The 13,721-nt window shown below is 65.2% G+C and carries 12 protein-coding genes and 1 pseudogene; 9 read left to right on the top strand and 4 right to left on the bottom strand.

The features are described from left to right. Positions 1–54: 54 nt before the first annotated feature. The gene (locus tag BJF92_RS20335) at positions 55–480 is read right to left on the bottom strand and encodes a YkgJ family cysteine cluster protein (protein ID WP_078058289.1); all 426 of its coding nucleotides are present in this window, start codon (positions 478–480) and stop codon (positions 55–57) included. A 275-nt stretch (positions 481–755) separates the two neighbouring features. Between BJF92_RS20335 and BJF92_RS20330 the strand changes: the two genes are divergently transcribed. Further along, positions 756–1,790, top strand: a complete 1,035-nt coding sequence (locus BJF92_RS20330) for a proline racemase family protein (protein ID WP_075636569.1) — start codon at positions 756–758, stop codon at positions 1,788–1,790. Between the two features lie 25 nt (positions 1,791–1,815). Here BJF92_RS20330 and BJF92_RS20325 read toward each other — a convergent pair whose 3' ends face one another. After that, positions 1,816–2,280: a hypothetical protein gene (locus tag BJF92_RS20325; RefSeq protein ID WP_075636568.1), complete on the bottom strand. Its 465-nt coding sequence runs from the start codon at positions 2,278–2,280 to the stop codon at positions 1,816–1,818. Between the two features lie 223 nt (positions 2,281–2,503). Between BJF92_RS20325 and BJF92_RS20320 the strand changes: the two genes are divergently transcribed. The 6 genes and pseudogenes from BJF92_RS20320 (at position 2,504) to BJF92_RS20295 (ending at position 6,967) form a co-directional block, all read left to right on the top strand. After that, positions 2,504–2,902 carry a DoxX family protein gene (locus tag BJF92_RS20320; protein WP_075636699.1) on the top strand — a complete coding sequence of 133 codons (399 nt, stop codon included), beginning with the start codon at positions 2,504–2,506 and terminating at the stop codon, positions 2,900–2,902. 121 nt (positions 2,903–3,023) lie between these two features. Then, complete coding sequence (locus tag BJF92_RS20315) at positions 3,024–3,656, top strand: nucleoside triphosphate hydrolase (protein WP_075636567.1); 633 nt, start codon at positions 3,024–3,026, stop codon at positions 3,654–3,656. Positions 3,657–3,751: 95 nt separating this feature from the next. Then, on the top strand, positions 3,752–4,816 hold the full coding sequence (gene pyrC, locus BJF92_RS20310; RefSeq protein WP_075636566.1) for a dihydroorotase: 1,065 nt from the start codon (positions 3,752–3,754) through the stop codon (positions 4,814–4,816). A gap of 4 nt (positions 4,817–4,820) precedes the next feature. After that, a pseudogene (locus BJF92_RS20305) lies at positions 4,821–5,183 on the top strand (glyoxalase superfamily protein); the annotation flags it as partial. A 45-nt stretch (positions 5,184–5,228) separates the two neighbouring features. Continuing rightward, positions 5,229–5,918 carry an orotate phosphoribosyltransferase gene (locus BJF92_RS20300; protein WP_075636564.1) on the top strand — a complete coding sequence of 230 codons (690 nt, stop codon included), beginning with the start codon at positions 5,229–5,231 and terminating at the stop codon, positions 5,916–5,918. Between the two features lie 122 nt (positions 5,919–6,040). After that, positions 6,041–6,967 (top strand): carbohydrate kinase family protein, encoded by a 927-nt coding sequence (locus BJF92_RS20295; RefSeq protein WP_075636563.1) that lies wholly within the window; start codon positions 6,041–6,043, stop codon positions 6,965–6,967. A gap of 127 nt (positions 6,968–7,094) precedes the next feature. On the opposite strand, the gene pgi is transcribed toward BJF92_RS20295, so the two are convergent. Next, positions 7,095–8,720 (bottom strand): glucose-6-phosphate isomerase, encoded by a 1,626-nt coding sequence (gene pgi / locus BJF92_RS20290; protein WP_075636562.1) that lies wholly within the window; start codon positions 8,718–8,720, stop codon positions 7,095–7,097. A gap of 162 nt (positions 8,721–8,882) precedes the next feature. Further along, on the bottom strand, positions 8,883–10,583 hold the full coding sequence (locus BJF92_RS20285; RefSeq protein ID WP_075636698.1) for a long-chain-fatty-acid--CoA ligase: 1,701 nt from the start codon (positions 10,581–10,583) through the stop codon (positions 8,883–8,885). Positions 10,584–11,019: 436 nt separating this feature from the next. On the opposite strand from BJF92_RS20285, the gene BJF92_RS20280 reads away from it, so the two are divergent. Together BJF92_RS20280 and BJF92_RS20275 are read left to right on the top strand one after the other, a co-directional pair. After that, a complete protein-coding gene (locus tag BJF92_RS20280) occupies positions 11,020–12,213 on the top strand; it encodes an MFS transporter (RefSeq protein WP_075636561.1) in 1,194 nt (397 codons plus the stop codon). A gap of 228 nt (positions 12,214–12,441) precedes the next feature. Next, positions 12,442–13,629 (top strand): AI-2E family transporter, encoded by a 1,188-nt coding sequence (locus BJF92_RS20275; protein WP_075636560.1) that lies wholly within the window; start codon positions 12,442–12,444, stop codon positions 13,627–13,629. The last annotated feature ends 92 nt before the right edge of the window (positions 13,630–13,721 follow it).

Genomic DNA, 13,721 nt, shown 5'->3' with positions numbered 1-13,721 from the left:
TAATAAGTAGTGATTTAAACGGTGATAAAAGAGAATAGCCGATTGATCGAATGTTCAGGAAGGCTCTCCCGGGGTTTCCTGCGCTGCCCCGTGCAGATGCTGTTGCAGCGTCTCGGTCAGGCGGTCGCGCGCCATCAGGCATTCGGGATCGCCCGGCATGCAGTCGCGACAGACGATGGGACGGACAGCATAGATCCGACAGCCGACATGCAGGCCCAGCGTGCCCTCCAGCGCGACGCAGCGATCGCTCTCGCAGCGCATGCCGCTCAAATCCGCCGAGACATAAGCCTCCGGGATTTTCGCCAGATCCTCGTCACTCTCCAGCGAAAAGCGCGGCCATTCCTCGGAATAGGCGCAACAGGCACCGCATGCCTGACAGTCGAAATCCTCCGTCCTCAGCCCTTCGCCTGAGAGGAAGATGCGCGCGACGGCGGTCGGGTCGGCGGGTGGGGTGATGATGTCAGGCGTGGCTTGTGTCATAGGTTACTCGATCAGGGGTGGACGCTTCGCGCGGGCGGCCGGTGACTTGGCGCAGGCGCGATCTCTGCGGTCTTTCTAGCCTATTAAAGTCCATGCCGCCCGCGGCATTTCCGAGGCAATTCCGTTGCTTGGCGACAATTTGCATGCAGGCCTGAAACTTGCCTTTGCAAAGCAGCTTCCCCTCGCTATCACCGTGACCATGCGACCCTGCATGCGGCGACCCATAAGACAATCGCGCGGGGTCAATCTCTGTGCTTGAGGGAGCTTGAAGACCGATGAAATGGAAGCGCACGATCCAGCTTCTGGACGTTCATTGCGAAGGCGAAATCGGCAAGGTGGCGATCGGCGGCGTGCCGAAGATCCCAGGCAATTCGATTGCCGAGCAGCTGAACCATATCAATACGGTGGATGACAGCCTGCGCCGCTTTCTCTGCCTGGAGCCGCGGTCCGGCTCCATCGGCTCGGTCAATCTCCTGGTGCCGGCCAAGCGGCCGGAGGCCGATTTCGGTTTCATCATCCTGCAGGCCGACCAGGCCCATGCCATGTCCGGCTCCAATTCCATCTGCGTCACCACGGCGCTGCTCGAATCCGGCATGGTCGAGATGAAGGAGCCGGAAACGGTGGTGATGCTCGACACCGCCGCCGGCCTGGTCAAGGCCACGGCCACCTGCCGCGACGGGCGCTGCGAACGCGTGACGCTGACCATGGTGCCCTCCTTCGTCGAGGCGCTGGATGTGGAAATCGACACGCCGCAATGGGGCCGGATCAAGGTGGATCTCTGCTTCGGCGGCATCTTCTACGCGCTGGTCGATGTCGGCCAGATCGGCACCACCATCGAGAAGGCCAATGCCCGCACGCTGGTCGAGGCCGGCATGGTGCTGAAGGATCTGGTCAACAAGGCCGTGCCGCTGGTCCATCCCGAGATCCCGGAGATCCGGGGTGTCGCCTATGTGATGTTCCGCGACCGCGAGCCGGATGGCGCGGTGCGCACCTGCACCACTATGTGGCCGGGCCGGGCCGACCGCTCGCCCTGCGGCACCGGCAGCTCGGCCAATCTGGCCACCTTGCACGCGCGCGGGCTCGCCAAGGTCGGCGATGTCTTCACCTCGCGCTCCATCATCGGCTCGGAATTCCAGGCGGGCATCGAGAGCGTCACGGAAGTGGCCGGCCGCCCGGCGATCGTGCCGACCATTTCCGGTCGCGGCTGGACCTTTGGCCTGCATCAGGTCTCGCTCGATCCATTCGATCCGCTGGCGGACGGCTTCGCCATGACCGACACCTGGGGACCGCAGGCCGGCGAGATCCGCTGATTGCGCCGAACAGGCCTCTTCAGCTTCAGCGCGCGCTGATGGCCGACGCGGGTGCCGCGCTCTGCGTCACTGCCGCTGTGCGTAAGGGATCGCTGAAAGCCGTGTCGATCTCGGCAATATCGTCCTTGGCGGCGGCAAGCAACTGGGCGGAGAGGCGATGGCCGCCGCTTGCCGCCTCGCGCAGCATGGAGAGCGCCCGGCCCGGCGCGCCGGAGCGGTAGAGCGCCCGGGCCAGCTGATAGGTCTGGCGGGGGCCGCTGCGCTCGCGATAGGCCTCGCGGCAGGCCGACAGGGCTTCGCCGATGCGGATCTCGCCGAGGGTGATGGGGGCAAAGGAGGGGTTGCGCTCGAGGTCACGCGGATCGCCGGCGCTAGCATCACAAGCCTCGGCCGAGCTGCCATGGCCCGCATGCGAGGCGATGGCGACGGACTGGTTCAGGGCAAGGGTCAACCCGGCCAGAACGGCAAGGCAGCAGCAGCGCGCAAACATGACGTGATCTCTCTCTCCGGGCCCCTCTATCCGGCGATAACAACGCGCCAGCCCGTCATTTGATCCGTTTCGCCCCGGCCGATTGTGGAAAAATCTGGGCAGGGCATGACGGGCAGGGGTGCGTGGCCGTCTGTCGCGATTGAACGGTGAGTCGTCATCCCATGCGCTATGCCTAGAATGATGCGGCGCTACATTGGCCTTATGTAACCTGATGGAGTTTTTCATGTCCAAGAGCGCAATCGTCCTGGCCGGCCGGGTCTTGATGTCGATCATCTTCGTGCTGTCCGGCTTCAGCAAGATCACGAGCCTTGCCGGCACCGCCGGCTATTTCGCGGCCCAAGGCTTGCCGGTGCCGATGGTGACGGCGGTCATCGTCTCGCTGGTGGAGCTCGGCGGTGGCATCGCCATCCTGCTCGGTGTCTTCACGCGTCCTGTCGCCGTTCTGCTGGCGGCTTTCTGCGTGGCGACCGCCTTCATCGCCCATGCCAATTTCGCCGATCAGATGCAGTTGATCAATTTCCAGAAGAACCTCGCCATGGCCGGCGGGTTCCTGATCCTGTCGGCTTTCGGCCCCGGGGCGCTGTCCATCGATGCACGCCGGGCCGGCGCATCCTTCGCCTGATCCGCATGCCTGATCCGCGCGCGCCTGCCTTTCGCCGCGAGGCTTGAATCCCCGCGCAAATCCCGTCATGAGAGCTGCGATCCTGCCGCCACGCGGCAGGCCCGGTTCGGGAGGATGACGGATGGAGCTCGACGATCTCGTAAAGGCGGTGCTGGGCCGTGCCAAAGGCCTGGCGCGGATGATCGTGGCCGTTGCCGGGCCGCCGGGCTCCGGGAAGTCCACGCTGGCCGAGGTGCTGGCCGAGCGTCTCTCGGCCGAAGGCGAGACGGCCGTCGTGCTGCCGATGGACGGCTTCCACATGGACAACGGCATCCTCGAGGCGCGCGGCCTGCTGGCCCGCAAGGGCGCGCCGGAAACCTTCGACGTGCGTGGCTTTGCCGATCTTCTCAAGGCGGTGCGCGCCGGCGGCGAGGAGGTGCTGGTGCCGGTCTTCGACCGCTCGCGCGAGATCGCCATCGCCTCGGCCCGGCCGATCGCGCCCGAAACGCACATTATCATCGCCGAGGGCAATTATCTGCTGCTCGACGAGGCGCCGTGGTCGCGGCTTCAGGATTGCTTCGATCTGACGATCATGCTCCTGCCGCCGCGCGCCATCCTGGAAGAGCGCCTGCGCGCCCGCTGGGCCTATTACGGGCTGGATGCGGCGGCGATCGCCCGCAAGGTCGAAGGCAACGATCTGCCGAATGGCGACCGGATCCGCGCCCATCAGCGCTCCGCCGATCTCGCGATCGAGGCAATCGACCTGCCTTTGTGACCTTTGCGGCCAAGGGGAATTGTCATGCCCCGGAGAAGGGTGGTATCCGAGCCGGACAGCCATCTTCCCCAAAAGCCGCCTGCCCGGAGACGCCGATGCCCGCCGATGCCCCGAAGACGCTCACCCTGCGCCGTCCGGATGATTGGCATCTGCATCTGCGCGATGGCGCGATGCTGCGCGGCGTGGTCGCCGACAGCGCCCGGCACTTCGCCCGCGCCATCATCATGCCGAACCTCGTGCCGCCGGTCGTCACCACGGCCGATGCCGAGGCCTATCGCGACCGCATCCTGGACGCGCTGCCCGACGGCAGCCGCTTCCAGCCGCTGATGACGCTCTATCTGACGGAGCACACGGCGGCCGACGACGTCGCCGCCGGCAAAGCGAGCGGGCTCATCACGGCGGTCAAGCTCTATCCCGCCGGGGCCACCACCAATTCCCATGGCGGCGTGCGCGATCTCGACAAGGTCATGCCGGTGCTCGAACGCATGGCCGAGATCGGCCTGCCGCTCTGCGTCCATGGCGAGGTGACCACGCCGGAGGTCGATATCTTCGACCGTGAGGCCGTCTTCATCGAGACGGTGCTCGATCCGCTGCGCCGGCGCCTGCCGGAGCTGAAGGTGACCATGGAGCATGTCACCACCAAGGACGGGGTCGACTATATTCTGGGTGCCAATCGCAATCTTGCGGGATCGATCACCACCCATCACCTGATCATCAACCGCAATGCCATCCTCGTCGGCGGCATCAGGCCGCATTATTATTGCCTTCCCGTCGCCAAGCGCGAGAGCCACCGGCTTGCCTTGCGCAAGGCCGCGACCTCGGGCGATGCCCGCTTCTTCCTCGGCACCGATTCCGCGCCGCATGTGGACCCGCTCAAGGAATGCGGCTGCGGCTGCGCCGGTATCTACACCTCGATCAACACCATGAGCTGTCTCGCCCATGTCTTCGAGGAGGAGGGCGCGCTCGACCGGCTCGAGGCCTTCACCAGCCTCAATGGCCCGGCCTGGTATGGCCTTCCGGTCAATGCGGAGAGCATCACGCTGACGCGCAGCGAGACGCCGGTGACCTTCCCCGACAAGATCCAGACGGGCGCCGGTCCGGTCACCGTGTTCGATCCGATGTTCCCGTTGCACTGGGTGGTCGAGGCCTCCCATGGCTGAGCCTGTCGGCATCGCCGGTGCGATCCCGATCCTGCGGATCTTCTCGGTCGAGAAGGCCATGGCGTTCTATCTGGACTTTCTCGGCTTCACGCTCGACTGGGAACACCGCTTCGAGCCCGGCATGCCACTTTACTGCCAGATCACGCGCGAGGGGCTGATGCTGCATCTCAGCGAGCATTTCGGCGATACGACGCCCGGCACCCGCATCTTCGTGCCGGTTCGCGACGCCCGGGCGCTGCAGGCCGAACTGGCAGGGCGGGACTTTCCCTTCATGCGGCCGGGGCTGGAAACCGTGCCCTGGGGGCTGGAGGTGACGGTCACCGATCCCTTCGCCAACCGCATCACCTTCTGCCAGCGCAACGACTGAACGGCCTGCCGCCGGCCGAGACGCAAATCGACGAGGACCCGCCCGATGATCCAGACCCCCTTCTGCGACAAGGCCTTCATGGCCAACCAGCTTGCCCGCATGCTCTGGGAGATCAAGGCGGTCCATTTCCGGCCGGAGCAGCCGTACAAGCTAGCCTCGGGCATGGCGAGCCCGGTCTATATCGACTGCCGCAAGCTGATCTCCTATCCGCGCATCCGCTCGGCCGTCATGGATTTCGCCGCCGCCACCATCCTCTCCGAGGCCGGCTTCGAGCAGTTCGATGTGATCGCCGGTGGCGAGACGGCCGGCATTCCCTTCGCCGCCATGCTGGCCGAGCGTCTGGCCCTGCCGATGATCTATGTGCGCAAGGCGCCCAAAGGCCATGGACGTAACGCCCAGATCGAAGGCCATATGGCCGAAGGCGCTCGCGTCCTCGTCATCGAGGATCTGACGACCGCCGGCGGCTCGATGTTCACCTTCATCAATGCCGTGCGCGCGGCCGGCGGCATTGTCGATCATGGCATGGCGCTGTTCTATTACGACATCTTCCCCGCGGCGCGCGGCGAGATGCAGGACAAGGGCGTGACCCTGCACAACATCGCCACCTGGCGCGACGTGCTGGCAGTGGCCCGCGAGAAACAGCTCTTCGAGACGGACAGACTGGCGGAAGTCGAAAGCTTCCTCGACGCCCCGCTCGACTGGTCGGCCCGCCATGGCGGCGTGGCCACGCTGTGATGCCATAAGGCGGGCCGGAGCCAATCCCGGACCCTGCCGTCCATGACTTGCCGCTGGCCTTTTTTTCGGCCATGGCTTAAGTCGATCTAATCGATTGAATTCTTGCTGGGGGACCTGCGACCATGATCATCTGCTGCGGAGAAGCGCTGATCGACATGCTGCCACGCCAATCGGACCGGGGCGAGGGCGCCTTTGCGCCTTATGCGGGCGGCGCGGTCTTCAACACGGCCATCGCGCTCGGCCGGCTTGGCATTCCCACCGGCTTCTTCACCGGCCTGTCGACCGATATGTTCGGCGACATCCTGCGTGAGACGCTGAAGGCGAGCAATGTCGATTTCGCCCCCTGCGCCACCTCCGACCTGCACACCACGCTGGCCTTCGTCAAGCTGACCAACGGCCATGCGAGCTATGCCTTCTTCGACGAGAACACGGCCGGCCGCATGATCACCGAGGCCGACCTGCCCGAGCTCGGCGATTTCTGCGAGGCGCTGCATTTCGGCGCCATCAGCCTGATCCCCGAGCCCTGCGGCGCGACCTATGAGGCGCTGATGACCCGCGAGCATGAAAAGCGTGTGATCTCCTTCGACCCCAACATCCGCCCCGGCTTCATCAAGGACAAGGAGGCCCACCGCGCCCGCATGCTGCGCATGGCCGCGATGTCCGACATCGTCAAATTCTCCGACGAAGATCTCGACTGGTTCGGCATGGAAGGCAGCCATGAGGAACTGGCCGGCCAGTGGCTGGCGCGCGGCGCAAAGCTGGTGGTGATCACCAAGGGCGCCGACGGCGCGGATGGTTACACCACGCGCGGCAAGGTCTCCGTCGGCGGCGAGAAGGTGACCGTGGTCGACACGGTCGGCGCCGGCGATACCTTCGATGCGGGCGTGCTGGCCGCGCTGAAGCTCAACAACCTTCTGACCAAGGAGGCCGTCGCCAACCTCTCCGAAGATGCCGTGCGCGCCGCCCTCGCGCTCGGTGCCAAGGCCGCCGCAGTCACCGTGTCGCGTGCGGGGGCAAACCCGCCTTGGGCGGGGGAGATCGGGCTGTAAGAGCCACGCAACCAGACGCAATCTGATAAAAAACCCGCTCGATCATTTGTCGAGCGGGTTTTTCCATTATGACGAGTATCTTAAGGGGCCTGCAAACTGCCCGTGGCGGTCTTTGCAGACTTTCAGCTTAAGCTTTCGCCGAAAGCAGCGCCTTCACCAGCCCTGCCGTCGAGCTGTCGTGGCCTTCAGCGCTTTCCTTGCCTTCGACGACGGGAAGCAGGCCGGTGGCCAGTTCCTTGCCGAGCTCGACGCCCCACTGGTCGAAGGAGTTGATGTTGAACAGGGCGCCTTCGACGAAGACGCGGTGTTCGTAGAGCGCGATCAGGCGGCCGAGCGCGAAGGGGGTGAGCTTGTCGTAGACCAGCGTCAGCGACGGGCGGTTGCCGGTGAAGACGCGGTGGGGGGCGATGCGGGCGATGTCGGCTTCCGGCATCTTCTTGTCTTCCAGCTGGGCGCGGGCTTCTTCCAGCGGACGGCCCTTCATCAGCGCTTCCGACTGCGCCAGGCAATTGGCGATCAGGAGATCGTGCTGGTGGCGCAGCGCCGGCTCATGGCCGTTGGCGGCGATCATGAACTCGGCCGGGATGATGCTCGTGCCCTGGTGGATCAGCTGGTAGAAGGCGTGCTGGCCATTGGTGCCAGGCTCGCCCCAGACGACCGGGCCGCTGTCGCCCTCGACCGGCGTGCCGTCGATCGTCACGCCCTTGCCGTTCGATTCCATGTCCAGCTGCTGCAGATAGGCCGGGAAGCGCGAGAGGCGCTGGTCATAGGGCAGGATTGCGCGCGAGGGATAGCCGAGCACGTTGCGATGGTAGAAGCCGATCAGGCCGAGCAGCATCGGCAGGTTCTGGCGCAGCGGCGCGGTGCGGAAATGCGTGTCGATCGCATGGCCGCCGGCGAGGAACTCGCCGAAATTCTCCTTGCCGATGGCGATCATCAGCGGCAGGCCGATGGCCGACCAGATCGAATAGCGTCCGCCGACCCAGTCCCAGAAGCCGAAGACGCGGGCGGCGTCGATGCCGAAGGCGGCGACCTTGTCGAGCGCGGTGGAGACGGCGCAGAAATGATGGCCGACCGCCTCTTCGCCGAGCTTGTCGGCGATGAAGGCCCGCGCCGTCTTGGCGTTGGTCATCGTCTCGATGGTGGTGAAGGTCTTGGAGGCGACGATGAACAGCGTGGTCTCGGGCGACACCAGCTTCAGCGTGTCGGCAATATGGGCGCCGTCGACATTGGAGACGAAATGCAGGCGCGGCCCATCATGATAAGGGGCAAGGGCCAGCGTAGCCATCACAGGACCGAGATCGGAGCCGCCGATGCCGATATTGACGACATCGGTGATCTTCTCGCCGGTGGCGCCAGCAAGCGCGCCGGAGCGGATGCCGTCGGCAAAGGCGCCCATGGCGTCGAGCACGGCATTGACGTCGCCCATCACATCCTTGCCATCAACGAGAACCGGCGTGTTGGCGCGGTTGCGCAGCGCGGTGTGCAGGACGGCGCGGCCCTCGGTGAAGTTGATCGGCGCGCCCGAGAACATGGCATCACGCTTTTCCGCCACCTTGGCGGCATCGGCCAGCTCTTCCAGCCCGGCGAGGATCTGCTCGTTGACGGCGCATTTTGAGTAGTCGAGCAGGAGATCGTCGAGCGCGACGCTGAAATGGTCGAAACGTTGAGGATCGGCGGCGAAGGCGGCGCGAAGATCGGTGGCCGAGGTCTCCGCGGCAAGGGTCTTGAGCTTGTCGACAAGCGCTTTCATCAGGGTACTCCCGCTTCTGATTTCGCGGCGCACGCTACTGCAAAAACCGGAAAATCAAAATCGGTTTGCACGGGAAATATTGCATGTGCTTTGCAGGACCTGTCATGCGCCCGTTACAGCAATGCGCCTGTCATGCCGAGTGTCGATGATTGGGACCTGGTATCAGCCGCGCAGCTGGCGCCGCAGGATCTTGCCGACATTCGACTTCGGCAGTTCCTCGCGGAATTCGATGTGGCGCGGGCGCTTGTAATTGGTCAGATGCCGGGCGCAATGCGCCTTGATCTCATCCTCGGTCAGATCCGGCCGTCGGCGCACCACGAACAGCTTGACCGCCTCGCCCGAATGCGGGTCCGGCACGCCGATGGCGGCGCATTCCAGCACGCCGTCGAGCGTCATGACGACCTCTTCGATCTCGTTGGGGAAGACGTTGAAGCCGGAGACGAGGATCATGTCCTTCTTGCGGTCGACGATCTTGGTCAGTCCCTCCGGGCTCATGAAGCCGATATCGCCGGTGCGGAAGAAGCCGTCGGCAAACATGGCGCGTGCCGTCTCCGCCGGCATGTTCCAGTAGCCGGCCATCACCTGGGGCCCGCGAATGCAGATCTCGCCGGGTTCGCCAGGCGGCAGGCTGCGGCCCTCCTCATCGCGGATCTCCACCTCCGTCGACGGCAGCGGCAAGCCGATCGTTCCGGTGAAATCCGGCAGGTCCAGCCGGTTGGCCGTGGCCACCGGCGAGGTTTCCGACAGGCCGTAGCCCTCCTTGATCGGGCAGCCGGTGACGGCCTCCCAACGCTCGGCCACCGGGCGCTGCACCGCCATGCCGCCACCGAAAGTCAGCGCCAGGCTGGAATGGTCGAGCGTTCGGAAATCCGGATTGTTCAAGAGCGCGTTGAACAGGGTGTTGAGGCCGGGGAAGACGGTGATGCGGTTCTGCCCGATCTCCTTGACCAGCGCCGGAATGTCGCGCGGATTGGGAATGAGGACATTGAGTCCGCCGAGCTTCAGGCCCATCAGCGCATTCACCGTCAGCGCGAAGATATGGTAGAGCGGCAGGGCGCAGAGAAAGACGATCCGCTGCGGCCGCGGGCGGTTGACGAAGGCGGTGTCGAGCCAGAGGCCGAGCTGCGTCATATTGGCGAGCAGATTGCCATGGGTGAGGATGGCGCCCTTGGAGATGCCGGTCGTGCCTCCGGTATATTGCAGGAAGGCGGTATCGCCAGACGCCAGCGCCACTGGCTTCAGCGTCAGCCCGCGCCCGCGCGAAAGCGCCTGCTTGAAGGGGATATGACCGGGCAGGGACCAGCGCGGCACCAGCTTCTTGACATGGCGCACCACGGCATTGACCAGAAGGCCCTTCAGCCCCAGGCAATCGCCCAGGCTGGTGACGATCACATGGCGCACATCCGTGCCCGGCAGCGCCTGCTCCACCGTCGCGGCAAAGTTTTCGAGCACTACCAGCGCCTTGGCGCCGGAATCGCTCAGTTGGTGGCGCAGTTCGCGCGCGGTATAGAGCGGATTGATGTTGACGACGACGAGACCCGCCTTCAGCACCGCGAAGAGGGTGATCGGGTTCTGCAGCACGTTCGGCATCATCACGCCGACACGATCGCCCTTTTCCAGCCCGAGCGATTGCAGCGTGGCCGCCAGATGTCCGGCATCGCGGGCGAGTGCGGCAAAGCTCAGCGTGCTGCCCATGCAGGAATAGGCTGCGCTCTCGGCATAGCGGGCGCAGCAGGCATCGAAGAGATCGGGGATCGTGCCGTGGTCGAGCGGCGGGATCGTTGCCGGCACACTGGCATGATAGGACTTCAGCCAGGGCTTGCTAACCGCCGGTGAACTCGCCGTGGCAGTGGGGTCCAGCATCATGATCCTCCCGATCCTTTCCTTCGTCGAAGATGACGCCGTTGCGGCAGGGCGGCAAGCGCAATCCGCGGCTGCGCCGGCGATCGGGGGAATGGCATGTCCTCAGGTCCATACGGCTGCGGTTCGGCGTGCGCGTCTTCCTCCAGACCGGCGCGCCTCTTGCATCCTCCTTCATCGCCGGGGGGCTTTGCCCGCCGCCGTCTCCTCTCCTGAAGAGGTAAATGACCTGAACGTAAACGTCAATAAGCTATGTCTTCGCAGCATGGAAGATGAGAGGCATGCGCATAGCTCTTCATGCCGCATTGCGGCATAATGGAACCCTCGGCATTTGCCTTGAATCGTTTCGATCATGCTTGGGCTCAGCCTTTCGCTTCGCTGAGGGCGAGGGCCAGGCCAGCACGCGCTCCCGACCTCCTTCCTGACGGCTTCTGATCCCATGGCGGACACTGTTCTCTCTTCCGCGCCGCCTGTGCGCTCGACCATGATGAGCCCGGCCGAGTTCGCGCTGACGCTTGGCGGCTTCGGCATTGGCACCGGCGAATTCGCCATCATGGGTCTTCTGCCCGACGTTGCGCGCGACACGGCCGTTTCTGTTCCTGCGGCCGGCATGGTCATCAGCGCCTATGCGCTGGGCGTGGTGGTGGGCGCGCCGGTGATTGCCGTGCTCGCCGCGCGCTTCAGCCGGCAGCATGTCCTGCTCGCACTGATGGCGATCTTCGCGCTCGGCAATTTCGCCAGCGCGCTCGCGCCGGACTTCCTGACGCTGATCGCCGCCCGCTTCTTCACCGGCCTGCCGCATGGCGCCTATTTCGGCGTTGCCGCCATCGTCGCCGCCGGTCTGGCGCCGCCGCATCAAAAGGCGCGTGCCGTGGCGCGGGTCATGATGGGCCTGACGGTCGCCACGCTCATTGGCACGCCGCTGACCGCCTGGTTCGGTCAGATGGTCGGCTGGCGGGCCGCCTTCGCCATTGTCGGCCTCATCAGCCTGATCACCATGGCCATGACGCTGCGTTTCGTGCCCAGGGACAAGCCGGAAACCGGGGCCTCGCCGCTGCGCGAACTCGGCGCGCTGGCCAATCCCCATGTCTGGCTGGCGCTCGCCATCTGCGCCGTTGGCGGCGGTGGCATGTTTGCCGTCTTCACCTACATCACCCCGGCAATGACCGAGGTGGCCGGCGTGCCGCTTTCCGGCGTGCCGTTGATGCTGGCACTGTTCGGCGCCGGCATGATCGCGGGCAATCTTCTGGGCGCGCGGCTGGCCGACCGGTCGTTGAAATACGGTCTCGGCGTGGCGCTGCTGTTCAATCTCGGCGCCTTTCTGCTCTTTGCCTTCACGATGGGCAATCCGGCGATTGCCGCGCTGAACATCTTCCTCGTCGGTTGCGGCTTCCTCCTGGTTCCGGGCATCCAGCTGCGGCTGATCAATGTTGCCGGCGAGGCGCAGACGCTGGCGGCAGCGCTCAGCCACTCCGCCTTCAATCTGGCCAATGCGCTCGGCGCCTGGGCTGGCGGCGTGTCGATCGCCCATGGCTATGGCTGGACCTCGACCGGCCTCGTGGGCGCAGCGGTCACCCTTGCCGCGCTGGCAGTCTGGGGCGTGGCGATTGCCAGCGATCGCCGCCGCTGGTAGGCGCGTCGCCGGCATCTCGGCCTTCGGGCGGCGCAACCGGCGATTTTTCGGCCGGTGCTCGCCTTATTTTGGCTTCCATTATAGAATTGTCGTCTCTACCAACTAGAACGCGGCGAGCGTCCATGCGGCATGGACGCGTGACGGTCGCGGGTCCCAAGACGCGCCGGCCTCCGCGATAAGGCATATCGTTGCGGGCCGGGCCGTAGGGAGAGGACATCGAAGGTGAATATGAGCACCAGGGAACGGGACTTTCCCGCTGAGCCTCGGCTCTTCGGCCGGCCGGCCTATGACCGCTCGGCATTGATCGGCCCGATTTCGGCGGCGCGCTGGCTCCTGGCCTTCGTTCTTCTGGCGGGCGTCTATTTCTTTCACGGCTTTCTGGTGCCGGTTCTCGCGGCGCTGGTCATCGGCTTTGCCAGCTGGCCGCTCTACCGTCGCCTGCTGGCCGCCATCGGCGGCAGCCGCACGCTCGGCGCCACCATCGCGCTGGTTCTCGTCATTGCCTTCATCATCGCGCCGGTGTCGATTGCCGCCATCTATGCGGTGGACGAATTCCGCGCCTGGGCCGTCTGGGCGATCCAGGCCAATGCCAACGGTGCGCCCGTGCCGCCGTGGGTGCTGGCACTGCCGGCCGGCGGTCCCTGGCTCGGCGAACAATGGGCGCGCTATATCGGCCATCCCGGCGCACTGGGCGAACTGGTCCAGCTCGTCAGCGGGTCCAATATCGGCAATATCTATCGCGGCCTCGTGGTTGTCGGTGCCTCGGCCTTCAATTCCTTCCTGACGCTGCTCTTCATGCTGATCACGCTGTTCTTCGTCTATCGCGACGGCGAAGGCTTTGTCGCGCAGCTCGACCGTCTGGGCGAGCGTATCCTGCCGATGCGTTGGGAGCGCGTCTCGCGCATCGTGCCGCTCACCATCAGCTCGACCGTGACGGGCATGGGCGTGATCGCCATCGGCGAAGGCATTGTGCTGGGTCTGGCCTATTGGGCGGCCGGCGTGCCGTCATCGGTGACGCTCGGCATCATCACCGGCTTCATGGCGCTTGTGCCCGGCGGCGCTCCGCTCTGCTTCATCCTCGTCTCCGTCTATCTCGTGGCCAGCGGCTCGCCCTTCCACGGCCTGGCCCTGTTCGTCTGGGGCACGGTGGAGCTGTTCATCGTCGACAAGACCTTGCGTCCGCGCCTCGTCGGCGGCCCGATCAAGCTGCCCTTCCTGCCGACCTTCTTCGGCTTGGTCGGCGGGGTAAAGACCATGGGCTTCCTTGGTCTGTTCGTCGGTCCCGTGCTGATGGCGCTCATCGTCGCTGTCTGGCGCGAATGGCTGCACGAGGTGACGACGCAGCCCGACCCGATGCGCCCGTCGCCGGCGATCATCACGTCATCCTCCTCGTCCGAGCCGCCGCTGACGCGGTAACGGACCGAGCCTGCGACGCGCCCTTTATGCCCATGGTGAGGAGAAGGGCCGTCTGCCGACGATTGTCGCCGGCAGCGATGGCCGCCGGCGCG

It is taken from the genome of Xaviernesmea rhizosphaerae, from assembly GCF_001938945.1.
Lineage (GTDB): Bacteria > Pseudomonadota > Alphaproteobacteria > Rhizobiales > Rhizobiaceae > Xaviernesmea > Xaviernesmea rhizosphaerae.
This window is presented reverse-complemented; position numbering and strand designations above follow the sequence as displayed.